Origin of the sequence: Paenibacillus agaridevorans, assembly GCF_018604145.1 — a bacterium.
In the GTDB taxonomy this organism is placed as follows: domain Bacteria; phylum Bacillota; class Bacilli; order Paenibacillales; family Paenibacillaceae; genus Pristimantibacillus; species Pristimantibacillus agaridevorans.
The window spans coordinates 891,723-915,991 of record NZ_CP075889.1; the positions used below are offsets into that span (position 1 = coordinate 891,723).

The 24,269-nt window shown below is 53.9% G+C and carries 23 protein-coding genes; all 23 read left to right on the top strand.

Going from position 1 to position 24,269, the window contains the following annotated elements:
* The first annotated feature begins 768 nt into the window (after positions 1-768).
* The 23 genes from KJW29_RS03545 to KJW29_RS03655 all read left to right on the top strand — a co-directional run bounded on the left by KJW29_RS03545 (position 769) and on the right by KJW29_RS03655 (position 24,258).
* The gene (locus KJW29_RS03545) at positions 769-3,402 is read left to right on the top strand and encodes a valine--tRNA ligase (RefSeq protein ID WP_425517549.1); all 2,634 of its coding nucleotides are present in this window, start codon (positions 769-771) and stop codon (positions 3,400-3,402) included.
* A 34-nt stretch (positions 3,403-3,436) separates the two neighbouring features.
* Positions 3,437-4,816, top strand: coding sequence for a bifunctional folylpolyglutamate synthase/dihydrofolate synthase (locus KJW29_RS03550; protein WP_214628782.1), 1,380 nt, complete (start codon positions 3,437-3,439; stop codon positions 4,814-4,816).
* Between the two features lie 7 nt (positions 4,817-4,823).
* Positions 4,824-6,221, top strand: coding sequence for a UDP-N-acetylmuramate--L-alanine ligase (murC, locus tag KJW29_RS03555; RefSeq protein WP_087566524.1), 1,398 nt, complete (start codon positions 4,824-4,826; stop codon positions 6,219-6,221).
* A gap of 145 nt (positions 6,222-6,366) precedes the next feature.
* Positions 6,367-7,800, top strand: coding sequence for a hypothetical protein (locus KJW29_RS03560; protein ID WP_214628783.1), 1,434 nt, complete (start codon positions 6,367-6,369; stop codon positions 7,798-7,800).
* 61 nt (positions 7,801-7,861) lie between these two features.
* Complete coding sequence (locus KJW29_RS03565) at positions 7,862-8,104, top strand: DUF4321 domain-containing protein (protein ID WP_087566522.1); 243 nt, start codon at positions 7,862-7,864, stop codon at positions 8,102-8,104.
* A gap of 43 nt (positions 8,105-8,147) precedes the next feature.
* On the top strand, positions 8,148-8,780 hold the full coding sequence (locus KJW29_RS03570) for a Maf family protein (RefSeq protein WP_214628784.1): 633 nt from the start codon (positions 8,148-8,150) through the stop codon (positions 8,778-8,780).
* 26 nt (positions 8,781-8,806) lie between these two features.
* Positions 8,807-9,496, top strand: coding sequence for a RadC family protein (gene radC, locus KJW29_RS03575; protein WP_214628785.1), 690 nt, complete (start codon positions 8,807-8,809; stop codon positions 9,494-9,496).
* Positions 9,497-9,562: 66 nt separating this feature from the next.
* Positions 9,563-10,594 (top strand): rod shape-determining protein, encoded by a 1,032-nt coding sequence (locus KJW29_RS03580; RefSeq protein ID WP_087566519.1) that lies wholly within the window; start codon positions 9,563-9,565, stop codon positions 10,592-10,594.
* A 58-nt stretch (positions 10,595-10,652) separates the two neighbouring features.
* Positions 10,653-11,516 carry a rod shape-determining protein MreC gene (gene mreC / locus KJW29_RS03585; RefSeq protein ID WP_187104829.1) on the top strand — a complete coding sequence of 288 codons (864 nt, stop codon included), beginning with the start codon at positions 10,653-10,655 and terminating at the stop codon, positions 11,514-11,516.
* Positions 11,513-12,037 carry a rod shape-determining protein MreD gene (gene mreD / locus KJW29_RS03590; protein WP_187104830.1) on the top strand — a complete coding sequence of 175 codons (525 nt, stop codon included), beginning with the start codon at positions 11,513-11,515 and terminating at the stop codon, positions 12,035-12,037. The genes mreC and mreD overlap by 4 nt, the downstream gene beginning before the upstream one ends.
* An 88-nt stretch (positions 12,038-12,125) precedes the next feature.
* Positions 12,126-12,770, top strand: a complete 645-nt coding sequence (locus KJW29_RS03595; RefSeq protein WP_087566903.1) for a septum site-determining protein MinC — start codon at positions 12,126-12,128, stop codon at positions 12,768-12,770.
* A 3-nt stretch (positions 12,771-12,773) separates the two neighbouring features.
* Positions 12,774-13,565: a septum site-determining protein MinD gene (gene minD, locus KJW29_RS03600; RefSeq protein WP_087566517.1), complete on the top strand. Its 792-nt coding sequence runs from the start codon at positions 12,774-12,776 to the stop codon at positions 13,563-13,565.
* A gap of 7 nt (positions 13,566-13,572) precedes the next feature.
* Entirely contained in the window at positions 13,573-14,721 is a 1,149-nt protein-coding gene (locus KJW29_RS03605) for an FtsW/RodA/SpoVE family cell cycle protein (protein ID WP_087566516.1), read from the top strand.
* 678 nt (positions 14,722-15,399) lie between these two features.
* The gene (locus KJW29_RS03610; RefSeq protein ID WP_214628786.1) at positions 15,400-16,623 is read left to right on the top strand and encodes a M23 family metallopeptidase; all 1,224 of its coding nucleotides are present in this window, start codon (positions 15,400-15,402) and stop codon (positions 16,621-16,623) included.
* A complete protein-coding gene (locus KJW29_RS03615; RefSeq protein ID WP_214628787.1) occupies positions 16,616-17,500 on the top strand; it encodes a M50 family metallopeptidase in 885 nt (294 codons plus the stop codon). The genes KJW29_RS03610 and KJW29_RS03615 overlap by 8 nt, the downstream gene beginning before the upstream one ends.
* Positions 17,501-17,535: 35 nt before the next feature.
* The gene (locus KJW29_RS03620) at positions 17,536-18,741 is read left to right on the top strand and encodes an Rne/Rng family ribonuclease (protein ID WP_246608560.1); all 1,206 of its coding nucleotides are present in this window, start codon (positions 17,536-17,538) and stop codon (positions 18,739-18,741) included.
* Positions 18,742-18,959: 218 nt separating this feature from the next.
* On the top strand, positions 18,960-19,271 hold the full coding sequence (rplU, locus tag KJW29_RS03625; RefSeq protein ID WP_087566513.1) for a 50S ribosomal protein L21: 312 nt from the start codon (positions 18,960-18,962) through the stop codon (positions 19,269-19,271).
* Between the two features lie 17 nt (positions 19,272-19,288).
* Complete coding sequence (locus tag KJW29_RS03630; protein WP_087566512.1) at positions 19,289-19,624, top strand: ribosomal-processing cysteine protease Prp; 336 nt, start codon at positions 19,289-19,291, stop codon at positions 19,622-19,624.
* A gap of 45 nt (positions 19,625-19,669) precedes the next feature.
* Positions 19,670-19,981, top strand: a complete 312-nt coding sequence (gene rpmA, locus KJW29_RS03635; RefSeq protein WP_087566511.1) for a 50S ribosomal protein L27 — start codon at positions 19,670-19,672, stop codon at positions 19,979-19,981.
* A gap of 277 nt (positions 19,982-20,258) precedes the next feature.
* A complete protein-coding gene (locus tag KJW29_RS03640; RefSeq protein WP_214628788.1) occupies positions 20,259-21,005 on the top strand; it encodes a Spo0B domain-containing protein in 747 nt (248 codons plus the stop codon).
* Between the two features lie 13 nt (positions 21,006-21,018).
* Positions 21,019-22,344 (top strand): GTPase ObgE, encoded by a 1,326-nt coding sequence (obgE, locus tag KJW29_RS03645; protein WP_108993616.1) that lies wholly within the window; start codon positions 21,019-21,021, stop codon positions 22,342-22,344.
* 164 nt (positions 22,345-22,508) lie between these two features.
* Positions 22,509-22,946 (top strand): ACT domain-containing protein, encoded by a 438-nt coding sequence (locus KJW29_RS03650; RefSeq protein ID WP_087566508.1) that lies wholly within the window; start codon positions 22,509-22,511, stop codon positions 22,944-22,946.
* 22 nt (positions 22,947-22,968) lie between these two features.
* On the top strand, positions 22,969-24,258 hold the full coding sequence (locus KJW29_RS03655; protein ID WP_214628789.1) for a homoserine dehydrogenase: 1,290 nt from the start codon (positions 22,969-22,971) through the stop codon (positions 24,256-24,258).
* The last annotated feature ends 11 nt before the right edge of the window (positions 24,259-24,269 follow it).

Consider the following 24,269-nt stretch of genomic DNA (forward strand, 5'->3'; position numbering starts at 1 on the left):
CTGAGATAGCGGTATCGAAGCGCACGTGTATGAAAAATCATACACAATCGCCCTGAGATGGCGGTAACGAGGCGCACGTGTATAAAAAATCATACACAATCGCCCTGAGATAGTGGTATCGAGGCGCACTTGTATGAAAAATCATACACAATCGCCCTTAAATGGCGGTATCGAGGCGTGCGAGCTCGTTTATTCTACTCGTGTACTTGACACCCTGGTTGACTCCGTCCGTTAACAAATGTATGATAGAGCATATGTATGTATAAGTGCGAGTTCAAAAAGCTGGATTTTTTTGAACAACCTTTATAAGAGAGACCTTGAAGGGGAGTAGTACGCAGTTGGCCTTCAGAGAGCAGAACCGTTACGCTGTGAGGTTCTGCAGGATTGGACTGCATACGGGTCGCCCCTGAGTCGCCGCGCTCAACGCGGAAGGTGGCAAGACAATTGTCACGGTTCCCGCCCAAGCCTGGCCGGCCGCAGCCGTTATCTGCTCCAAGTGCCGCGCGTGCAAGCGCCGCGGAACAAAGGTGGTACCACGGAAGCTAACCTTTCGTCCTTTACGGGACGAAAGGTTTTTTTGATTTTCAAGAGATACAGGAAAGTATAGTTTTTCTTCCTACTTGACCTCTATTTCTCGAAATGAAACGCGCTGCGCCGCCAAAGGAATGGCGACAGCCGATTCACCTTGGATTTATGTATTATTTATGTATTATATCTTGTTGCATGAATTTGCGCAGAAGAATGAATGGAGATGACACGATGTCTGACATGGAGAACAAATCGGCAATGCCCACGACGTACGACCCCAAATCTGCGGAGCAGAAGTGGTATTCGTATTGGGTGGAGGGCAATTATTTTCAAGCGGGAAAGAGGCCGGAGGCAGAGCCGTACACGATTGTCATCCCGCCGCCTAACGTTACGGGCATGCTGCATATCGGGCATGCGCTCGATTTCACGCTGCAGGATATATTGATTCGCACAAAGCGGATGCAGGGCTATGACGCCTTGTGGCTGCCGGGTACGGACCATGCGGGGATCGCCACGCAAACGAAGGTGGAGCAGAAGCTCCGCGAGCAGGGCTTGACGCGCCACGATCTGGGCCGCGAAGCGTTTCTGGAGAAGGTCTGGGAGTGGAAGGGACAATACGCGGACACGATCCGCGCGCAATGGGCGAAGATGGGGCTGTCGCTTGACTACTCCAGGGAGCGGTTCACGTTGGACGAAGGACTGTCCAAAGCTGTACGCGAGGTGTTCGTCCGCCTCTACGAGAAAGGCCTGATCTATCGCGGCAAAAAGATCATTAACTGGGATCCCGCAGCCCGCACGGCCTTATCCGACATCGAGGTCGAATACAAGGAATTGAACGGCCATCTCTACCATCTGAGATATCCGCTAAAGGACGGCTCCGGCTTTATCACGGTCGCGACGACGCGTCCGGAGACGATGCTCGGCGATACCGCGGTAGCGGTTAATCCGTCGGACGAACGTTACAGCCATCTGATCGGCGCCACGATCGTATTGCCGGTGCTTGGCAGGGAAATTCCGATCATCGCCGACGAATATGTCGAGAAGGAATTCGGCTCCGGAGCCGTAAAGATCACGCCTGCGCATGACCCTAACGACTTCGAGGTCGGCGAGCGTCACGGTCTGCCTCAGATTATCGTCATGGATGAATCCGGCGTCATGAATGCGGAGGCGGGTCCTTATCAGGGGCTTGATCGCTTCGAATGCCGCAAGCAGCTCGTGAAGGATCTGCAGGAGCAAGGCGTCTGCATCGAGATCGAGGACCACGTTCACCAGGTTGGCCATAGCGAACGCAGCGGCGCTGTGGTCGAGCCTTACTTGTCGACGCAATGGTTTGTGGCGATGAAGCCGCTCGCGGAAGCGGCCATCGCAGCGCAGAAGTCGGGCAAAGGCGTTCAATTCGTTCCGGAACGCTTCGAGAAGACGTACTTGAACTGGATCGAGAACGTACGCGACTGGTGTATTTCCCGTCAGCTATGGTGGGGGCACCGCATTCCGGCATGGTACGATGACGCGACGGGCGAAATTCACGTGTCCCGCGAAGATATGGAAGGCGATCACCTGCGTCAGGACAACGACGTGCTGGATACTTGGTTCAGCTCGGCGCTGTGGCCGTTCTCAACGCTGGGGTGGCCGGATCAGACCGGCGATCTGCAACGTTTCTATCCGACGAGCGTGCTTGTAACGGGTTACGATATTATTTATTTCTGGGTGGCTCGCATGATCTTTACCGCCCTGGAATTCACGGACGAGATGCCGTTTAAGGACGTGCTTATGCATGGTCTCGTGCGCGACAAGGATGGCCAGAAGATGTCCAAGTCGCTCGGCAACGGCGTCGATCCGCTTGAGGTCATCGAGCAATACGGAGCCGATGCGATGCGCTTTATGATCTCTACCGGCAGCACGCCTGGACAGGATCTGCGGTTCCGCTTCGAGAAGGTGGAGCAGGCCCGCAATTTCGCAAACAAGATCTGGAATGCGTCGCGCTTCGCCCTGATGAATCTGGAAGGATTTACGGCCGCCGACATTGACATCAACGTCAAGCTGGGAACCGCAGATCGCTGGATTTTGCATCGACTTAACGAGACGGCGCGCGACGTAACGCGTTTGATCGACAGCTACGAGTTTGGCGAGACCGGCCGCGTGCTGTACAACTTTATCTGGGATGACCTCTGCGACTGGTACATCGAATTCTCCAAGCTGAGCTTGAACGGCGAAGACCAGGCTGCGCGCCGGGCGACGCAATCCGTTCTTGCGTTTGTGCTGGACCGGACGCAGCGGCTCATTCATCCGTTCATGCCGTTTATCAGCGAAGAAATATGGCAGCATCTTCCTCATGAAGGCGAGACGATTACGCTCGCGGCCTGGCCGGTATACGATGCCGCGCTTGAGGCGCCGGATGCGGTCAAAGAGATGGAGCTGCTCATGGAGATGATTCGTTCCGTCCGCAATATCCGCTCGGAAGTTAACGTGCCGATGAGCAAAAAGGTCGAGCTTTTGATCAAGCCTGCCGGCGAGGCGGAAGAAGGCATTCTTCGCCGCAACGAAGAATTCGTACGGCGGTTCTGCGGAACGTCGCTGCTTGAGATAGGCCGCGCGCTGGCCGCGCCGGACAAAGCGATGACGGCGATCGTAACGGGCGCGGAGCTGTATTTGCCGCTTGCCGGCCTCATCGATATCGCGCAAGAGATCTCGCGCCTCGAGAAGGAACTTAAGACGTTGATCTCCGAGGTAGAACGCGTGGAGAAGAAGCTGGGCAACGAAGGTTTCGTCGCGAAAGCTCCGGCGAAGGTGATTGAAGAAGAACGGGCTAAGATGAACGATTATGCGGAGAAACGCGATAAGGTGCTTGCACGAATCTCGGAACTGCGCGGTTAACGGACGCGATCAAGGCAAGGAAGAAGGGATATGCATGACTTCAGAAGGAATCAAGGGGACAGCGGCGCTGTCCTCCTATCAGGAAGCGGTAGACTGGATTACGGGACTTATCCCGTTCGGTATCCGTCCAGGCCTGGAGCGAATTGAGCTGTTAATGGAACGGCTGGGCAACCCGCATCGCAGGCTCAAGTTCATCCATGTCGCGGGCACGAACGGCAAGGGCTCCACCTGCGCCTATCTGACCAGCGCGCTTATGAAAGGCGGATACGATGTCGGGACGTTTACGTCGCCATACATTACGAAGTTCACGAACCGCTTTCAATATAACGGATCCGATATCGAAGAGGAGACGCTGCTCTCGCTCGCGAACGAGCTTCGGCCGCATGTATCGGCCATCGCGGAGACGGAGCTGGGCTCGCCGACGATGTTCGAAGTGTCAACGGCGCTGGCTATTCTGTTCTACGCGAAAGTAACTTTCCCGGACTATGTCGTATGGGAGACTGGTCTCGGCGGCAGGCTTGATGTCACGAACATCGTGTATCCGGTTCTATCGATCATTACGAACATCGGCCATGACCATATGGACCGGCTTGGCGGTACGTTGACGGCCGTAGCCCGGGAGAAGGCCGGCATTATTAAGCCGGGTGTGCCCGTAGTCAGCGCAGCGACGCAGCCGGAGGTCGTCGAGGTGCTCAGACGCACGGCAGCGGAGCGCAAGTCTACTTTTTATTGTATTGGGGATCAATTTGGCGAAGTGCCGTTAGAAGTCCGCGAGGACGAGCAGTCCTTCCGGTTCGAAGGATTGTTCCGAACAATCGAGCCGCTTGCGATTACGCTCAACGGCGCGCATCAACGTACCAACGCCGCAACAGCCGTCATGGGTTTGGAAGTGCTGCGTCAATACAGCGCTCTCGTGCTGGATGACGATATGCTGCGCGAAGGGCTGCGGGAAGCAGCGTGGCCGGGCAGACTGGAGATGGTAGCCCGGGAGCCGCGTATCCTGCTGGATGGCGCGCATAATCCTGAAGGGGCGGAGATGCTCGCAGGAGCGTTGAAATCCACGTACAAATTCAATAAGCTGCATCTTATGATGGGGATGCTGGAGAATAAGAATCATCGGGATACAATTAAGCATATACTACCAATAGTGGATACGCTTATATTGACGGAACCGGATTACCGTATGCGAATGGACGCGGCGGAATTGGCCGCAATTGTCCAGGAGCTGTGCGAAGACATGCCCGAGCTCCCTCCGTTTCAGATCATCGTCGAGAAGAATTGGCAGCAAGCATTAAACAAATTACAGCAGATAACCGGGAACGAGGATCTCGGGGTCGTGACGGGGACGCTTTATTTGATAGCGGACGTACGCTCCCGCGTGATTGGCGGATCGGCTGCTGAAAAAGGGTGGTGAACCGTCTTTGAACAGTGCAGAACACGTTCATTTCATCGGAATCGGCGGTTACGGGATGAGCGCGATCGCCAGGGTCATGCTCGAGATGGGTTATAAAGTATCCGGCTCCGACGTTGCTCGCCAAGAGTTAACGGAGAAGCTGGCCGCCAAGGGGGCGGACATCTTTATCGGCCATCAGCCTGAGCATGTAAACGGTGCTGATCTCGTCGTCTATTCTACCGCGTTGACAAGCGATAATGTAGAGCGCAAGGCCGCCGAGGCGTTAAACATTCCCGTTCTACACCGCTCTCAGATGTTAGCCAGGCTGATGAATGCCGGCAAAGGCGTTGCCGTAGCGGGAGCGCATGGCAAAACGACGACATCCTCGATGATCGCGCTCGTTATGGAAACCTGCGGGATCGACCCCACTTATATCATCGGAGGCGAGATTGTCAACGTTGGCACGAATGCCAAAGCAGGCAAGGGGGAATACGTCGTAGCGGAAGCGGACGAAAGCGACGGCTCCTTCCTGCATTATCATCCCTCCATTGCGATCGTGACGAACATTGAGCCCGACCATCTGGAAAATTACGATGGCGACTTTGAGAAGCTCAAGTCGGCATACGTCCAATTTTTAAGTCAGGTAAGCGAAGGCGGCAAAGCGATAGTCTGCTCAGACGATCCCATCGTCCGGGAGCTGCTGCCAAGAGCTTGCGGGGGAGAGTTCGAATTGCCGGGGTCAGCCGTCATTACTTACGGCATAGAGGGGGATTCGGCCTATAAAGCGGAGAATATCGAGCTCGGCGATCGCAAGGTTTCCTTTGATATGAGCCTGCAAGGCGAAAGCCTTGGCAATGTCGAGCTGTCCGTGCCCGGCATTCACAACGTGTACAATGCCATGGCTACCATCATAACGTGCCTGGAAGCGGGGCTGTCGTTCGAAGCGGTTAAGGAAGCCATCAAGTCGTTCCGCGGTGCGAAGCGCAGATTCCAGGTGCTTGGCGAAGTAAACGACATTCTTGTGATCGACGATTATGCGCATCACCCTACGGAGATCCAGGCGACGATCAGCGCGGCGAAAGCGACGGGCAAGCGGATTATTGCCGTGTTCCAGCCGCAGCGCTATTCGCGAACGTTTTTCTTGTTCGAACAATTTAGCAAAGCGTTCCCCGAGGCGGATCAGGTTATCATTACGGATATCTATTCGCCGGCCGGAGAGAAGCAGATCGAAGGCGTCAGCTCCGGCAAGCTCGTAGAGCTAATTCGGAGCAATAGCAATGCCAGCGCCGAATATATCCCGACAAAGGAAGAAGTGCTGGAGACGCTCAAGGCCCGCATAGCTCCGGGAGACCTGGTCATTACGATGGGTGCCGGGGATATCTGGAAAGTAGCCGACGCGCTTGCGCGAGCATTAAACGAAAAGTAGAACTTAGTCCAATAAAGAACCGTTTCCGGAGAGCGTTTAACTGCGCCGGGACGGTTCTTTTTGCCGTCTGCCCCGAAGTCTCTCGTCATAACTCTCTTAAAGCGTTCATAGACTACTAATAGACCAGGTAGAGGGAGAGATCGACATGAAACCGAACAACCGAATTACGTACCGCTTTGACGTTCAGGGAGCCCAGACCGCGAAGGACAAGCCGGAGCGCGAAAAAGTTGTCGGGGGTGAGCCCATATCTGCGGAGTTAGACAAACATTCCGGACAAGCACTGCATGGGAAAAATAATGTTGTACCCTTATATCAACGGAATGCTGCGAATGGTATAGGCGAGGTTCAGCCATGGAATAACGCCTATCAGGAGGATATTGGCGCGCTGGAGCAGCTCATCCGCGAGGCAGACGCAGAAGCAGAAGGTGCTCAACCGCCGGTTGAACCTTCAACCCCGAATGCAGAAGACCTCAGCCATTGGCCTGCCATTGTACAGCAACCGTCGTTTTCGGAAGCAAAAAGTTCCGAGAAGCAATGGCCGGTCATTAATCCCGATGCCGAATGGATTTCGCGGGGAGGCGATAGCGGCTACCAACCATCGGTCGAGCCTTTCGGCAATCGCCAATCCCCGGTGATCATTGCCGACGATATGCGTCGTACGGGCGGCAAAGGCCCATCCTGGCTACATGTCTTCCTGTCTGTAAGCGGGGCGCTGGCAACCGGCGCCATATTCGGGTATTTGATACTGACTTTGTTCACGGGAGGTCCTGCTCAGCCCGACCGGGATACACAAGGCGACACCGGAATTCCGGTCGTGCAGCCGGGGACGAAGGAGACCATCGGTCTTGACGACCTGACCGGAGTACCCGTGGGAAGCAAAGAGGGCGAGGGTGGCAAGGATGGCAACAATGGCGAGGTTGTCGATCCCGGAGCAGCAAATGCGGCAACCGTTAACGTTGCCGGTATCCAAAGGACGTATACCTTGCTGCAATACGGCGTATTCAGCAATATGGAAGGAAGGGACGCTGCGCTGGGTCAGCTGAAGGACGTCGGATTGGCCGCTTCGTCGATGAAGACCCCAGAGGGCTACCGCGTCTATGCAGGCATCGCGCTTGACGGCACGAAGGCCGCCGTCGTTATAGGAGGTTTGCCGGACATCCTGTTGTACAAAAAGGAAGTGGCTGTGCAAGGTCCGGAAAAGCTGACATTCGCCGGAGGAGCGGAAAAAGCGGAAGCTTTTTTTGCCGCCGCCAACGACTTGATCGGGACTTGGTCCGACCTTGTCGTTGCGCAGTTAGAGCAGCCTTCTCTGTCTAAACTGGGCAAGGCGGCGTCAGAAGGCTGGCAGGCGCAGCTGGCGCAATGGACTGCGAATGCCGCGGAGATGGAGTCTGGGCTGCCGGAGGATGTCCGCTCATCTTATTTCGTTAAGCTGAAGAAGGCAATGGATACGGCTGCCGGATCGATGAAAGCATACGACGAAAATCCTTCCAAAGCTCAGTTATGGTCCGTGCAAACGGCACTAATGGAAGCGGTCCTGGTGCAAAAAGAATGGTTTGAGTCTCCAAGCGCATTGTAAACGGAAAGTATAGTGCGTATAATGGTTGTAGGTGTCATTTCGTGGCGAGGGGATTTATACGATGAAGAAAAACGGATGGATACTATTTTTGTTTATTGTGCTCGGGATGATTGCAGGGGCGCTGGTCGCAAGATGGCTGGATTCCGTGCCGGGCGTATCCTTCCTGACGAGACCGATTCAGACGACTTGGTCGCCAAACGTCGATCTTTATGTCCTAAGCTTCAACTTGTCGCTCTCGCTTCAGATTAGTCTGCTGAGCATCGCGGGTGCCGCCGTCGCCATCTGGCTATATCGCAAAATGTAAGCTGCGAAGCCGGGATTATGGCACGCATAAGGAGTATGAACCTATGATCGAAAACCAACTCAACCAAGCAACGATAAGCCGGATTGTGCTGGCTTCATCGTCTCCGCGCCGGAAGGAACTGGTCGCATCTTTGGCCCTTTCCTTGCCGGTTTCTATTTTGTCTACGGACACTGACGAGACTTACGAAAAGGATTGGACGCCGGCGGAAGTCGTGGAGCGATTGAGCCTTCGCAAAGGCATCGCTGCGGAAGCCATGCTGGCGAAGCAAGAAATGCCTCTCGAGGGCACGCTGATATTGGCCGCGGACACGATCGTTGTGTTGGATGGGGCAGTGCTGGGCAAGCCTGCAAACAGTGATGAGGCGGCTGCCATGTTAACCTCCCTGCAGGGCCGCTTGCACGATGTGTATAGCGGCATCGCGCTTTTGGAGGCAGGATCGGGCAATCGGATCGTGGCGAGTCGGAGAACCCGAGTGGCGATGAAATCTCTCTCCGAGGAAAGGATCCGTCGTTATGTCGCTTCCGGAGAACCGATGGACAAGGCCGGGGCATATGGCATTCAAGGTCTTGGAGCGGCTCTGGTAGAAGGGATTGAGGGATGCTACTTCAATGTTGTTGGCCTGCCGATCTCGCTGCTGACGGACAAGCTTGAGCTATTCGGAGTTCGAACGTATTAATTCGGAAATTAGAGGATGGGATATTTATGGAAATACATGGAAATGTATTGCGTGATGTCCCCCATGAAGAACGTCCAAGAGAGCGCATGATGCGATATGGGGCAGAGGCGCTCAGCCATGCTGAGCTGCTTGCAATCTTGTTAAGAACGGGTACGAAGAAACAGTCTGCGGTACATCTGGCAGGCTCCATTCTTAAGCAATGCGGCAGCTTGCGAGGGCTGCTCGACATGAGCGTGGAGGAGATGACCGCCATTAACGGCATCGGTCCCGCGAAGGCGCTTCAGCTGCGTGCCGGCATAGAGCTTGGCAGGCGGATGATTCGAACACGGCATGAAGACATCATTACGATTCGGAAGCCCAAGGATGCGGCGGATCAGGTTATGGAGGAACTTCGTTATTTGGACAAGGAGCACTTCGTTTGTCTTTTCCTGAATACGAAGAACGGCATTATTGCCCGGGAAACTTTGTCCGTCGGAACGCTTAATGCCTCGCTGGTCCATCCCCGGGAAGTATTCCGAGCCGCAATCAAGAGGAACAGCGCATCGGTCATCTGCGCCCATAATCATCCCAGCGGCGATCCTGCGCCCAGTCCCGAGGATATCTCGCTGACCAAGCGGCTTGCGGAAGCCGGGCGGCTTGTCGGTATAGAAGTACTGGATCATATCGTCGTTGGCGATGGCCGCTTCGTAAGTTTGAAGGAGCTTGGTCATCTGTAATATAATAATAAATACGTGGAAACACATCTGCGGCATCGCGTTGTAATGGAGAAGGGAGCAGTAACAATGTTTGGTAGATTGAACAAGGATTTAGGAATCGATCTTGGTACGGCGAATACGCTTGTATTCGTTAAGGGAAAAGGAATTGTCGTGAGGGAGCCTTCCGTGGTGGCCTTGCGTACCGATACAAAAACGATCGAAGCAGTCGGCGAGGCAGCCAAAAAGATGATCGGCAGAACGCCTGGCAATATTCGCGCCGTACGTCCTATGAAGGATGGAGTAATCGCCGACTTCGAGACGACGGCAACGATGATCAAATATTTTATCCGCTCCGCTCAGAAGCAGCGGTCTCTCTTTCCGCGCCATCCCAACGTTATGGTATGCGTGCCTTCCGGCATTACGGCTGTCGAGCAGCGCGCCGTCGAGGACGCAGCGAAGCAAGCCGGCGCCAGAGAGGCTTTTACGATCGAAGAGCCGTTTGCGGCCGCGATCGGCGCCGACCTGCCGGTATGGGAGCCGACGGGCTCCATGGTCGTTGATATTGGGGGCGGAACGACGGAGGTGGCCGTCATCTCTCTTGGCGGCATCGTGACGAGCCGTTCGATCCGGGTAGCCGGCGACGATATGGACGAGGCGATCATCCAATATATCAAGAGACTCTATAATCTGATGATCGGCGAGCGAACGTCGGAGCAGCTGAAGATGGAGATCGGTTCCGCCTTGCAGCTCGACAAGCCGGAGACATTGGAAATTCGCGGCCGAGACCTTGTGTCGGGACTGCCGAAGACGCTGGCGATTACATCGGACGAAATTACGGATGCGCTTATGGATACGGTCAATTCCATAGTGGAAGCCGTCAAGGTTACGCTGGAGAAGTGTCCTCCGGAGCTGTCCGCCGACATTATGGATCGCGGCATCGTATTGACGGGCGGCGGGGCGCTGCTTCGTAATATGGACAAGCTTCTGCAGCGCGAGACGGGCATGCCGGTCATCGTGGCAGACAATCCGCTTGACTGCGTAGCGATCGGAACGGGCCGTTCGTTGGATAACATCCATTTGTTCAAGAGCAGAGGCACTTCGAATCGTTCGAAGCGCTAGGCGCTCGAGATAGAATGTACGGATATGAGACAGGCAGGTGATCGGGCTGTTTAATTTCATGAGAAATAAGCGTGTTTTTATGCTTATGATCGGATTTATTTTGTTTATCGCGATCATCGGCTTCTCGCTCAGCGATCGCAAAGAGCTCACGTGGCCGGAGAAGTTCCTTAAGGACACCTCCGGTTTCGTGCAGCAGTGGTTCTACAAGCCCGCTGGTTATATAGCGGGTTTCTTTGAGGATATCCGCGATTTCCGGATGATCTACGAAGAGAACGAGCGGCTTAAGAGTACCGTTGCCGCATACGCGCGGGATAAGGTGGAATACAACTTTATTTTAAAGGACAATGAGCGCTATAAGGAACAGCTCAAATTCACGGAGCAGCAGAAGCAGATGAATGATTACAACTATCTGATTGCCCAAGTCATCTCCATCAGCAATGACGCGAACAACCGGACGATGACGATTAATTTGGGGTCGAAACATGGCATCGAAAAAAATATGGCTGTGACGACCGTCGACGGTTTGGTCGGGCTGGTGAGTTCCGTGACGCCTTTTACGGCGGCGATCACTCCGATCACGGAGCTTAATGAAACGTCGCCGACTTTTAATTCCATCTCCGCGACGATCGAAGGCCGCGAGAACGAATCCTTCGGCATTCTGAGCAGCTTCAACAAAGAGACGAACCGGATTTTGATGACGCGAATCGGAGAAAACGACAAGATGGAGATTGGCGATACCGTTATCACTTCCGGCCTTGGCGGCGTTTATCCAAGAGGGCTCCGAATCGGCACGGTAGAGACCAAGCAGGTCGGCGACTTTGGCTTGACCTACACGGCAAGCGTCAAGCTTGCGACCAACTTCGACCATCTGGCCGAGGTGTTCGTCGTTCAGGCTGCGAGCGCTGAGGAGAATGCTCCATGAGCATGAACCGAATCGTTGCGATTATGCTGCTGCTATTCGTTATCGAGGGCTCGCTCATGCCATGGATTATCCCGGAGGGATACGGGAGCCGGATTATACCGCACTTTATATTCGTATTCGTCTTATTTTCGGCCTTGTACGGCAATCGCCATATGGCGCTGCTGCTGGGAGCGGGCTTCGGCCTGCTGCAGGACGTCGTCTATTTCGGCCAGTTGCTCGGACTTAACTTTTTTGCGATGGGGATTATTGGCTATTTTACGGGCGTGCTGCTGGAGAGAAAGCGGGCGACGGTCATGATGGCGATTACGGTCATCGGCTTCGCGTGTATTTTATACGACACGGCCCTCTTTTTTATTTACCAGGTATTCCGGATTACGAGCGCATCCTATGCGTGGGCGCTGCTCAATCATATATTGCCGAGCTTGTTCCTTCAGCTGGCCTTCGCGCTGGTTTGTTATGTGCCGGTCAGACGTATGTTCGAGTCGCGCAAGGAAACGGGAGAAAACGGAGAAGAAGAATAAAGCGGGACGGAAGCAGCAGGAATTCGGGACCAGCATCCAGAATTGAATAGGTTGGGGAGGGACAAACGTGACCGAAAAACAGCATATTATGATTAAAGGCGTTAAGGAAGGTCTTCTGTTCCTTCTCGACGATCAATGCGTGTTCGATGCGCTGGTTGCCGAACTCAGGCACAAGCTGGAGAAAACGCACCAGCAGTTGCTGACGGGACCGCTCGTTCATATACATGTCAAGCTGGGCTCCAGAATCATAACGGACGAACAAAGGGAGCAGCTTGCAAGCATCATCGGCGCACAGGGTAACTTGATGATTCAGTCGATGGAATCCGATCCTCCGGCGAAGCCGGAGAGCGGCGGGGGAGCGGCGAACATGCACGTTTTGTCATCCATCGTTCGCTCCGGGCAGACGCTGCAGCACGAAGGCGACCTGCTTTTAATCGGGGACGTCAATCCGGGGGGCTCCATCCTGTGCACCGGCGATATCTATGTATTGGGAGCGCTTAGGGGGATGGCGCATGCGGGCTTCGCGGGACGCACCGATGCCATCATCGCGACTTCGCTCATGCGGCCGACGCAGCTGCGAATTGCCGATGTCGTCAGCAGGCCGCCTGAGGAATGGCTGACTTTCGATTCCGCGATGGAATTCGCGTATCTTAATGAAGGTCAGATGCAGATTGACAAGCTGTCGCAGCTATTCCGCATCAGGCAGAATCCTATCCTATTTAGAGGGGTGTAGAGTATGGGAGAAGCGATCGTAATTACATCAGGCAAAGGCGGCGTCGGCAAGACGACGACCTCTGCGAACATCGGAACAGCTCTTGCGTTGCTTGGCAAAAAAGTGTGTATGGTGGACACGGATATCGGTCTGCGCAATCTGGATGTCGTTATGGGGCTTGAAAATCGCATTATATACGATCTGGTCGATGTGGCGGAAGGACGCTGCCGCCTGAACCAGGCGTTAGTCAAGGACAAACGTTTCGACGAGCTGTACATGCTTCCGGCCGCACAGACGAAAGATAAAGACTCCGTTAAGCCGGAGCAGATTCGAGACATCGTGCTGGAGCTCAAGCAGGGTCATGATTATATCATTATCGATTGCCCGGCCGGTATCGAACACGGCTTCCGCAACGCTATTGCCGGCGCGGACCGCGCAATTGTCGTCACAACGCCGGAGAATGCGGCCGTGCGGGATGCCGATCGTGTCATCGGATTGCTGGAAGGAAACAAAATTCCGTCCAAGCTGGTGATTAACCGGATTCGGCCTTCAATGGTAAAGAGCGGAGAAATGCTGGATATCGACGAAATCTGCCAGGTTCTTGCCATAGATCTGCTGGGTATTGTTCCTGATGACGAAAAGGTCATTACGGCGGCCAACAATGGGGAGCCGACGGTTATGAACCCTGCATCCCGTGCTGCCATCGCGTACCGCAATATTAGCCGCCGAATATTGGGCGATATGGTGCCGTTAATGGTGCTCGACGAGAAGGCAGGCGCGTTCAAGCGGTTCCGCAAGTTTCTGGGAATAGGATGATTGACCTGTGCTTAATAAAATAAAGAAACTGGATTGGGGCATAATCCTTATTCTCGGATGTCTCGCGGCGATCAGCGTTATCGCCATACATAGCGCGACTGCGAATCATCCGGGATATGCCAATTACGAAATCAAACAGCTGGCGTTTTACGGTCTTGGATTTGTTGTGGCTATTGCCGCGGTGTTGTTCGATTACCGGATCATCCTGAAGTTGTGGCATGTGTTGTATGGCATCGGCGTTGTATTGCTGATATTGGTTTATTTCATTGGAGTGGAAATAAACGGTGCAAAGGGATGGTTTAAGCTTCCGGGCGATTTTTTGTTTCAGCCGGCAGAAATGGTCAAGATCATACTGATCATAGGCATTGCGTATTTGTTAGGTCGACGTCAAGGAGATCGATTGCATTTTTCCAGCGATATTTTGATGATTGGCGCATTCTCATTCCTGCCCTTCTTGTTGGTCATGATTCAGCCCGACCTCGGAAATGCGATTATTTATATCGTAATCGTGATCGGGATGCTTTGGATCGGCAATGTCAAGTATTCGCATGTAGCGATCGGACTGGCTGTCGTAGTAGCAGGCATCATCTTGTTTATGTTCCTCTTTAATGCCTTTAACGAAGAAATCAAAACCTATCTCGTCGACAATTCCAAAGGGCACTGGTATGAACGAATAAATACGTTCATCAATCCCGAGTTGGCTTCTTCCGATAATAAACATCAGTCCATGTATGCTCAGATGGCGATCGGGTCAGGCGGATTAAACGGGGAAGGATTTCTGGAAGGCAATCTCAAGAACGGCGGGTATATCCCTTATGCCTATTCGGATTCCATCTTCGTCGTCATCGGCGAGGAATTCGGATTCCAGGGCGCCGCGATTCTGCTGCTGCTTTATTTCCTGCTCATCTATCGAATGATTATGGTCGCCTTCAAGTGTTACGACAGGCGGGCCTCGTACATGGTCATCGGAATCGTCTCCATGTTCGTCTTTCAGGTGTTCCAGAACATCGGCATGATGATAGGGCTCATGCCCATTACAGGCATTACGCTGCCGTTCGTCAGTTATGGCGGCACTTCGCTGCTGCTCAACATGATCTCGATTGGTCTTGTGTTCAGCATCAAAGCCCATCAAGAGGTGTATGAGCTCGCCGAGTAACGGGAGCTGGGCGCAGGACCGTTTAAGAATCTAGAGTAATAAAATGGCTTCAAACGACAGGCAGGCCGCTGCGGACGATTCCGCGGCGGCCTGCCTGTTGTGCGCTCCGATTTGGGTGGCAAAGGGTTATGAGGTTCCGATCGGCTTATTGGCTTATTTGCTTAGGACGACTGGTGTTCATCGGACTTTGCGTCCTTTCGTTTCGCTTAATGTGGGAATTCAATAAAGGGAAAAAGTCCCTTTATTTTTTGGGTTTCGGGTAGTTCTGAGGAAGTAAAGGGAAATTGTCCAACTAAACGTCTGGGTGGCGTTAGGGAAAGTTGATTTGTTCGGAAATAGAGGGCTTTTTTCCAACTAATTCGCCCTGTGAAGGGGGAAACCGGAAAAATAAAGGGTGGATTTCCCTTTATCACTGACTTCAGACCAGTTAACTCAGCTGCCGGCCCGTTCAATTCTGCTTTCAACCTCCATTAGAGCAACATGTTTATTGTTCAAATATAGGAAAGTATATGATTTTTTCATACCTTTTCTATATTTCTCGTAATGAAACGCGCCGCTCCGCCAAAGGATGGCGTAGCCGTTTCACCTTGTCCCAACGGTTGCAGGCTTGTTCGCATACTTGTCCTTGGAGCTTCATAAATATGAAGATAGGACAAGGCAGCGGGGAGGATGGTCCATATGGGACTGAGGGATGACGTAAGGCATCGAAGGCATGAGAAAATAAAGTTACTGCTCGAGGAATATGCGGCTTCTGAACGGCAGGAGAATAAGGTGGATATGCTGCAGAGGCAGCAAGAGCAGCGACGTCAAGGAGAACGCGTGTCGCATCCGCGACTCGGCAATGAACGCGGGGAGTCCGCGCATGAGTCGCACTCGTGGCCTGGCCACGAACGCGAGGCGTCCATACATAAGTCGCCCTCGTGGCCGGGCAACGAAGACAAGAAGTTCGTGCATGGATCGCCCCCATGGCCTGAACACGAACGCGAGGCGTCTGTGCATGAGTCGCATCCATGGCAAGACAAAAAACGCAAGCAGGTTGCGGTGGAGCCTAAGACATTAGGTTCGCAGAGACAGGAAGAGATGCATTTAATGTTCCCGGAAGGGCCGTCAGCGAACAGCGAACGTGGAGGGGACCGCGAGGAAATATCGGGTGATCCTCATGATCCAGAGGTTGCCTGGAAGCGTAATCCTAACCCTTGGGTCTCCTGGGAGGAGGAAACGGTCATTCCGGGAGGCAAGCAGAGTTATGTCAGGCAGACGCGCACATACGACGATTCCTCCCCGCCCCGCAGCGGCTGGAGGCGTTTTCTGCACAGCCTGCGCTGGAAGACGATTGTTGCGCTTCTCGCGTTTGGCGTTATTTACGCCATGTTTCAAACCAGCAACGATTTGGCGCTGCGAGGTCAGCAATACGTAAAGCAGGCGCTGACGCAAGAAATCGATTTTGCGGCGGCAGCGGTGTGGTACAAGCAAGCGTTCGCGGGAGCGCCATCCTTCATACCGATGTTTCGCGGCGAGGATCAAGGCGCCGTCGGGGTAAACGGAGTTGTGAGGAAGGCGACCGTCGTGCCGATCGAAGATGCTTCTCTAATTCGTACCTTTGCGGAGACGCTTAATGGAATTGAACTGTCCGGTTCGTCAGAGGCACCCGTTGCCGCAGCGGAGACGGGCAGAGTGATTATGGTGACGGAGGAAAGCATTCTCATTCAGCATGCCAACAACCGCATAACCATCTACGGCAAGCTTGGCCGAGCGGATGTAGCGGTAAACGACTGGGTAGAGGCTGGCGATATTATCGGGAAGCTGCAGGAGGGAGATGCGAGCGGGCAAAGCTTGTTCTACTTCTCTGTGAAGCAAGGCGACCGTTATATGGACCCGCTGGATGTGATCACGCTTGATTAAGTGGCGCGGGATCGCGTGGTCTATTCATCCTCTCTTCGTAATGATCATGATGGCTTCCGCCATTACGGGATATTTTGCCGAATTAACGGTGTTATTTCTCATCGTCATCGTACACGAGCTTGGACATGTATTCGCGGCCAAAAGCTTCGGATGGCGGATCAAGGAGGTTAAACTGCTTCCATTCGGGGGAGTGGCAGAGGTCGAGGCGGGAGGCGCAGGCGCAAGGGAAGAAGCCCTCGTGGCACTTGCAGGACCTCTTCAGAACGTATGGATGGGGCTGCTGGCTTGGACCTGCGGCGTGACGGGATTGTGGAGCGAACCATGGGCGGACTATGTTGTACAGGCTAATATGATGATTGCTTTATTTAACCTGCTTCCGATTCATCCGCTCGACGGAGGCAAGCTATCCCATTCGATGATCAGCGTATTCCTGAACTATTATCAAACGTTGCTTTGGTCGGCTAGACTCAGCCTTGGCTTTAGCATGATTATGATCGTGGCCGCCGCGGCGCCTCTATGGATTCCTGGTTACGGAGACGGCGTACAGCTGAATCTTCTGGTCGTTGGCGTATTCCTGCTGCTCAGCAACTGGACATACTATCGAAATGTGCCTTATTTGTTCGTGCGATTTCTGACCCATCGGCGCCGCTCCTCCCTGACTGCACTGGATAACGGGAAAAAGGCGACGCCGATCATCGTTAACGGCTATCAATCGATATTGTCCGTTGCCAAGAGTCTTAATCGGGAACGTTATCATCTGATCTATGTGCTGGATCCGTCCGGCAAGGAGCTGCGCGTGCTGGCGGAAGACCAGATTGTGGAGAGCTGCTTGTCCGGTTTGAATCCAAACCGTGCAGTCCGAGAGCTTTTGGGCTAGAATAGAGGAAAAGCGACAGAAGGAATGGTTGTTTAATGAAGCAGATGCTTATGCACGTGGATGGCGATACGCTGCAGACGGCCGTTCTGGAGAACGGGCAGCTGACGGATTTTTTAATGGAACGTTCGAGTGGCGCGAGTCTGGTGGGCAACATTTACAAGGGGAAAATCGTGAACGTGCTGCCGGGGATGGATGCGGCCTTCGTCGATATCGGCATCGGCAAAAACGCCTTCTTGTACATTGACGATATGCTTCATCCCCATGCGGACAAGCAGCCTAAAAACAAACCTCCTATCCGGGAACTGGCGCAGCCGGGACAGGATATCATCGTGCAGGTTGTCAAAGATCCGCTTGGCGGAAAGGGAGCGCGCGTGACGACGCACTTCAATTTGCCTGGACGCTGGCTTGTCTATCTGCCGTTCGCCGATTACGTCGGCGTATCCAAGAAGGTGGCCAGCGAGACGGAGCGAGAGCGCCTTCGCATAGCCGGCGAGCGGTTGAAGCTCGACGAAGAAGGCATTATTATGCGAACCGCAGCCGAAGGCGAGGAGCTGGAGTCGCTGCAGGCCGATGTGTCCAAGCTGAGGGAGCGCTGGCGCTCGATCGGTGACAAGGCGATACACGCGGTCGCGCCGGCCATATTGCATTGCGAAGAAGGGTTGCTGCACCGAGTAATCCGCGATACGTTTTCCTCCGATATGGACGAGCTCTGGATCGACCATTCGGCCCGTTTCGGCGAAGCGACGGAGCTGCTCAAAGACATCTCGCCTGCGTTCGACGGGCGGGTCAAGCTGTACAGAGGCGGCGGCGGCCGCGGCCTATTTCAGGAGTTCCGGGTCGCGGAGCAGATCGAGACGGCGTTCTCGAGACGAATACCTATGGGGAGCGGGAGCTACCTCATCTGGGAGGAGACGGAGGCGCTGACCGTCATTGACGTGAATACGGGCAAGTTTACCGGCTCGGACAATTTGGAGGATACGGTGTTCCGTACCAACTTGGAGGCGGCTTCGCTTATTGGCAGGCTGCTGCGAGTACGCGATGTCGGCGGCATTGTCATCATCGATTTTATAGATATGGAACGCGAAGAGAGCCGGTCCAAAGTGCTTGCAAGGCTGGTGGAGGAGGCACTCCGTGACGGTACGAAGACGTCCATTGTGGGCTGGACTCGACTGGGACTGATGGAGTTGACGCGCAAAAAAGCGCGTATGGGCGCAAGCCACCATTTGGCTCAGCGCTCATAATGGAGAAGATGTGATCAAAAGCGAATTTTTTGAACAACCTTTTGTACAACCTCTTGAAACCGTATAGTGTAATGTGATAAACTGTTTTGGTGTATGTTACGTGTCATTATTGAAACTGACGTACAGGTACCGCTCCGAACAGGTTACATAAGCGCAGCGCATCAGCGATTTGCCACCTGACTCAGGCGAGTCTTCGAAAATAAGGAGGTGCACCTACTATGTTCGCAATTATCGAAACTGGCGGCAAGCAATACAAAGTTCAGGAAGGCGATGTGATCTACATCGAGAAACTGAACGGCAGCGAAGGCGAAAGCGTAACGTTCGATCGCGTTCTGGCCGTATCCGGCAAGGACGGTCTTGTAACGGGAGCTCCGGTGGTTTCCGGCGCAAGCGTTACTGGCAAAGTCGAGAAACACGGCAAAGGCCAAAAGATCATCGTTTACAAATTCAAAGCCAAAAAGAACTACCGTCGCAAGCAAGGCCATCGTCAACCTTACACGAAAGTAACGATCGAGAAAATCCAAGCGTAAGCATGAGGATTTGAGCTATGATTACAGTTACTCTCGTAAGGAATGAGAAGGATAGGCGCATCGTATCGTTTGCGGTCGAAGGACATGCCAAATATGCGAAGCCCGGCAAGGACATCGTCTGCGCCGGCGTGTCGGCGGTATCGGTCGGCACGGTTAACGCGATTGAGACTTTAGCGGGGATCGAGCTGCCTGCCACGGTTAAGAACGGCTGGCTGTCCTCGGATGTTCCGGTTCTGCCCGATGCGGAGTCGGACAGCCGCATGCAGCTGCTGCTCGAAGGCATGGTTGTCATGCTCGAGACGATCGCTACATCATACGGCAAGCACGTCGTTATCCAGGAGCAGCTCCGATAAGGCTGTCCTGCGAGACGTTATCAATTCAAGAAGGAGGGGTACTCCATGTTGAAACTGAATCTTCAGTTGTTCGCATCCAAGAAGGGCGTAGGTTCCACGAAGAACGGACGCGACTCGCAATCCAAGCGCCTTGGCGCTAAACGTGCGGACGGTCAAATCGTATCCGGCGGCAGCATCCTGTTCCGTCAACGCGGAACGAAGATCCACCCGGGAACGAACGTAGGCATCGGCAAGGACGATACGTTGTTCGCGAAAGTAGACGGCGTTGTCAAGTTCGAGCGTCTGGGTCGCGATCGTAAGAAAGTGAGCGTATACCCTGTTGATCAAGCTCCTGTTGCAGCTGCAGTAGAAGCTTAATTTGCAACCACCAGCCCCGGCCAGCATGTCTTGGTCCGGGGCTTTTGTCATTGTCGGGAAAGCCCTCTAATAGACGATGTCGTGGCCGCCTTCGCGCGCTTTTCGAAATTATGGGAAAGCATTCGGCATACGTTTTCTATACTTCTCGTTATGAAACGTATTGCGCTCCAAAAGAACGGCGCGGCAGTTTCACCTTTGCTAATGACCGCTTTGGACGAGCGTGTTATACTGGGAAAGCTAGCAGCTAGCAATTCCCTTAAGAAGGCAGGTTCTGGGCATGATAGCCATGACAACGGCAAAGTATTATGTCGCGGCGACGGCGATCGCGCCGGCAGCCGCGCTTCTGGTCTGGCCAGGCAGCCGCTTGCTTATAATCGGTTGTTTGATCTGGATTGGGGCCGCTGCGGTCTATTGGATTCGCAGCGAACGAATGGAGCATCGGGCTCGAATTACGGCTACGATTACCGCCATGCAGTCAGCCAGCGTCCGTACTTTAAATCATCATCGGCATGACTGGATGAACGATCTTCAAGTGCTTTATGGATACATTCGACTCGGCAAGCTGGATAAGACGGTGGGATGCGTGGAGAAAATAAGGGATAGAATGAATGCCGAAAGCGCAATCTCCCGGCTTGGCGTTCCTTCGCTCATCAGCTATATTCAGTCATTTCGCACGCTGACGAATTCTCTTGCGCTGGAGGTCGAGATCGATAACGGTATTAATTTGCAGGAAATGGTACAGGATGCAGACCGTGTAGCGGAGACGCTTATACATACAATCAACGTTTATCGGTTGTCCGCGAAGCCTGGCACAGGGGAACTGGCGCTGCTCCGGTTGCGGCTGGCGACGGAGAGCGGCATGCTGTACGCCTCCTTCTATTATGACGGCGAATTGATCAACGAACGGCAATGGCAGCACAAAATGAAAGAGCAGTTGAAAGGCGCATCGCTCTCTCCAATATCCGAGGAACAGTCGTACAATGAGATGGTTCTAAAGACGGAGCTGCGCGAGATAGGCGCTTGAACGGAGGCATGGCATGTTTGTCGACAAGGCAAAAATATTCGTAAAAGGCGGAAACGGCGGGGACGGCATCGTTTCCTTCCGCCGCGAAAAATATGTAGAGAATGGCGGTCCCGCAGGCGGCGACGGCGGCAACGGAGGAGATCTGATCTTTCGCGTAGACGAAGGACTTCGAACGTTGATGGACTTCCGTTACCAAAAGCACTTCAAGGCCGAGCGCGGCGAGCGCGGCAAGGTTAAGAGCATGCACGGCGCGAGTGCCGACGACACGATCGTACGCATTCCCCCGGGAACGGTCATAATTGACGACGACACAAACGAAATCATCGCGGATTTGACGCGTCACGGTCAACAGGTTGTTGTCGCAAAAGGCGGACGGGGAGGACGCGGCAATACCAGATTCGCAACGCCGACGAATCCGGCTCCTTATATTTCGGAGAATGGCGAAGAAGGCCAGGAGCGCTGGGTCGTTCTCGAGCTCAAAGTGATGGCGGATGTTGGTCTGGTCGGTTTCCCAAGCGTCGGAAAGTCTACGCTGTTATCGGTCGTATCCGGTGCCAAGCCGAAGATCGGCGCCTATCACTTTACTACCATAACGCCGAATTTGGGCGTCGTCGACGTCGGCGACGGACGGAGCTTCGTTATGGCGGATCTGCCGGGTCTGATCGAAGGCGCTCATGAAGGCGTTGGTCTTGGCCACGAGTTCCTTCGTCACGTGGAGAGAACGCGGGTTATTATTCACGTCATCGATATGGCGGCGTCGGAAGGGCGCGATCCGTTCGACGACTGGCAGAAAATCAACGCAGAGCTGACTCACTATAACGAGAAGCTGGCGGATCGTCCGCAGATCATTGCGGCCAACAAGATGGACATGCCGGAAGCGGAGGAGCAGCTGGCCCTCTTCAAGGAGCAACTGGATGAGGTCAAGGGCGATAAGGATTACGTCGTTATGCCGATCTCCTCTCTTACGAAGGAAGGCATTCAGGAGCTGCTGTACAAGGCGGCGGATGTACTGGATACCGTGGAGGCGTCGATCGAGGTCGAGGAAGTGAAGGACATCGAGGAACGCAAGGTGTACACGTACGAGAAACGCGACGAAATTACGTTCACGGTTCATCGCGAGGACGAGGTATTCGTCGTCGAGAGCGAAGGCATCGAACGGATGATGAAGCGGATGAACCTGAATTCCTACGATGCCGTCATGCGATTTGCCCGTACGATGCGTAAGCTGGGCGTCGACGAGAAGCTGCGCAAGGAAGGCGCCAAGGACGGAGATATGGTGCGGATCGGCGATTTCGCATTCGAATTTTTTGAAGGCACCGATTACGACCCTTACAACTAAATTTCGTGTTGGACTGTCCCGGCGTTTTGCGACCGGGAAGTTTAGCCTCTCATGGAGAAAGACGACGGTAGTCGTCTTTTTTTTATCGGCCTATTGCCGCGCCACCTGGATTTCGATATAATGTCCACTATAGGTGTACAATTGTCTTTATGAGGAGGACGGATGTGGCTGAACGCTATTATGTCGTCCGGGAGGAACTATTGCCCGAAGCGATTCTGAAGACGATTCAGGTGAAGGAGCTGCTTAGCAGCGGCGCGGTGGCAACTGTTCATGAAGCTGTGGAGCGGGCGGGACTCAGCCGCAGCGCCTTTTACAAGTACAAGGATGGCGTGTTCGCGCTGAACGATATTGCCCGCGAACGGATCGTGACGATCTCGATGGAGCTGGAGCATAGGGCAGGCGTTCTCTCCTGCGTGCTGGGACTGATCGCAGGTCAGGAAGGCAACGTGCTGACTATGAATCAGAGCATCCCGCTGCAAGGATTCGCAAATGTTGTGTTGTCTGTGGACATCGCGGGACTTGCAGGAGAACTGTCCGATCTATTGGAACTGCTGAAGCGGCAATCCGGCGTGAGGAAAGCAGCGGTCATCGGTCAAGGTTAAATCATGGAGCGGAGGAATATAGATGAAGCCGATTAAGGTAGGATTGCTCGGACTGGGTACGGTGGGAACGGGCGTCGTACGTATTGTGGAAGGGCATCAGGAGGATCTTCAAAGCCAGGTTGGTTTGCCGATCGTCATTGAGAAGGTGCTGGTACAGAATAAGACGAAGTCTCGTTCGATCTCCATTGATCCGGATAAGCTGACGGAGGATCCGTGGGATATTATCCGCCATCCCGATATCGATGTCGTCGTAGAAGTCATGGGCGGCATTGCGGGAACAAAGGAATACATTATCGAGGCGTTGTCGCGGGGCAAACATGTCGTGACGGCCAACAAAGACTTGATGGCGCTCCACGGACCGGAGATTGTGGCCAAAGCCAAGGAGAATGGCTGCGACATCTTGTACGAAGCCAGCGTGGCTGGCGGTATTCCCATTTTGCGTACGTTGGTCGACGGCTTTTCTTCCGATCGGATTACGAAGATCATGGGCATTGTTAACGGTACGACGAACTATATTCTGACGAAGATGAGCCAGGAAGGAGCCTCCTATAGCGACGTGCTGAAGGAAGCGCAGGAACTTGGTTACGCCGAAGCGGATCCCACCTCCGACGTGGAGGGTTTGGACGCGGCACGCAAGATGACGATTCTGGCGACGCTTGGCTTCCGGACGAACGTATCGCTCGCGAACGTATCGGCAAAGGGAATCTCGCAGGTCAGCAAGGAAGATATTCTGTATGCCAAACGTCTCGGCTATGAGCTGAAGCTGCTTGGCATTGCGGAGAGGCAGGACGATCTCGTCAGCATAAGCGTACAGCCGACCATGGTGAAGCACACGCATCCCATCGCATCCGTAAACGGCGTGTTTAACGCGGTATATGTTTACGGCGATGCGGTTGGAGAGACCATGTTCTACGGAGCGGGCGCCGGAGAGCTGCCAACGGCTACTTCCATCGTCGCGGATCTGGTTGCCGTCGTAAAGAACCTGAAACTCGGCGTGAGCGGCAAGCAGAACGGCGTCGCGGACTATAAGGAGACGAAGCTGAAGTCGGATGACCAGATTTCGTCCAAATATTTTCTCCTGCTGCATGTTGCCGACCGTGCAGGCGTTCTTGCGCGCATCACTCAGGTTTTCGCCGAATTCGAGGTCAGCCTGGAGTCGGTACTGCAACAGCCGAACCCGAACAATCCCGACGCCGAGATCATCATCATTACGCATGATGCGAGCAAGGCGGCCATCCAGAAGGTCATCGACACGTTCGGATCGCTGGATGTGGTCTACAAGGTGAAGAGCGTCTATCGCGTTGAGGGGTAATACAATGAACG

Excerpts from the sequence above, each read along its gene's own strand:
- KJW29_RS03545 (WP_425517549.1), top strand. The coding sequence starts at position 769 with ATGGAGAACAAATCGGCAATGCCCACGACGTACGACCCCAAATCTGCG.
- KJW29_RS03550 (WP_214628782.1), top strand. The coding sequence starts at position 3,437 with ATGACTTCAGAAGGAATCAAGGGGACAGCGGCGCTGTCCTCCTATCAG.
- KJW29_RS03560 (WP_214628783.1), top strand. The coding sequence starts at position 6,367 with ATGAAACCGAACAACCGAATTACGTACCGCTTTGACGTTCAGGGAGCC.
- KJW29_RS03565 (WP_087566522.1), top strand. The coding sequence starts at position 7,862 with ATGAAGAAAAACGGATGGATACTATTTTTGTTTATTGTGCTCGGGATG.
- KJW29_RS03570 (WP_214628784.1), top strand. The coding sequence starts at position 8,148 with ATGATCGAAAACCAACTCAACCAAGCAACGATAAGCCGGATTGTGCTG.
- radC (WP_214628785.1), top strand. The coding sequence starts at position 8,807 with ATGGAAATACATGGAAATGTATTGCGTGATGTCCCCCATGAAGAACGT.
- KJW29_RS03580 (WP_087566519.1), top strand. The coding sequence starts at position 9,563 with ATGTTTGGTAGATTGAACAAGGATTTAGGAATCGATCTTGGTACGGCG.
- mreC (WP_187104829.1), top strand. The coding sequence starts at position 10,653 with ATGAGAAATAAGCGTGTTTTTATGCTTATGATCGGATTTATTTTGTTT.
- mreD (WP_187104830.1), top strand. The coding sequence starts at position 11,513 with ATGAGCATGAACCGAATCGTTGCGATTATGCTGCTGCTATTCGTTATC.
- KJW29_RS03595 (WP_087566903.1), top strand. The coding sequence starts at position 12,126 with ATGATTAAAGGCGTTAAGGAAGGTCTTCTGTTCCTTCTCGACGATCAA.
- minD (WP_087566517.1), top strand. The coding sequence starts at position 12,774 with ATGGGAGAAGCGATCGTAATTACATCAGGCAAAGGCGGCGTCGGCAAG.
- KJW29_RS03610 (WP_214628786.1), top strand. The coding sequence starts at position 15,400 with ATGGGACTGAGGGATGACGTAAGGCATCGAAGGCATGAGAAAATAAAG.
- KJW29_RS03620 (WP_246608560.1), top strand. The coding sequence starts at position 17,536 with ATGAAGCAGATGCTTATGCACGTGGATGGCGATACGCTGCAGACGGCC.
- rplU (WP_087566513.1), top strand. The coding sequence starts at position 18,960 with ATGTTCGCAATTATCGAAACTGGCGGCAAGCAATACAAAGTTCAGGAA.
- KJW29_RS03630 (WP_087566512.1), top strand. The coding sequence starts at position 19,289 with ATGATTACAGTTACTCTCGTAAGGAATGAGAAGGATAGGCGCATCGTA.
- rpmA (WP_087566511.1), top strand. The coding sequence starts at position 19,670 with ATGTTGAAACTGAATCTTCAGTTGTTCGCATCCAAGAAGGGCGTAGGT.
- KJW29_RS03640 (WP_214628788.1), top strand. The coding sequence starts at position 20,259 with ATGATAGCCATGACAACGGCAAAGTATTATGTCGCGGCGACGGCGATC.
- obgE (WP_108993616.1), top strand. The coding sequence starts at position 21,019 with ATGTTTGTCGACAAGGCAAAAATATTCGTAAAAGGCGGAAACGGCGGG.
- KJW29_RS03655 (WP_214628789.1), top strand. The coding sequence starts at position 22,969 with ATGAAGCCGATTAAGGTAGGATTGCTCGGACTGGGTACGGTGGGAACG.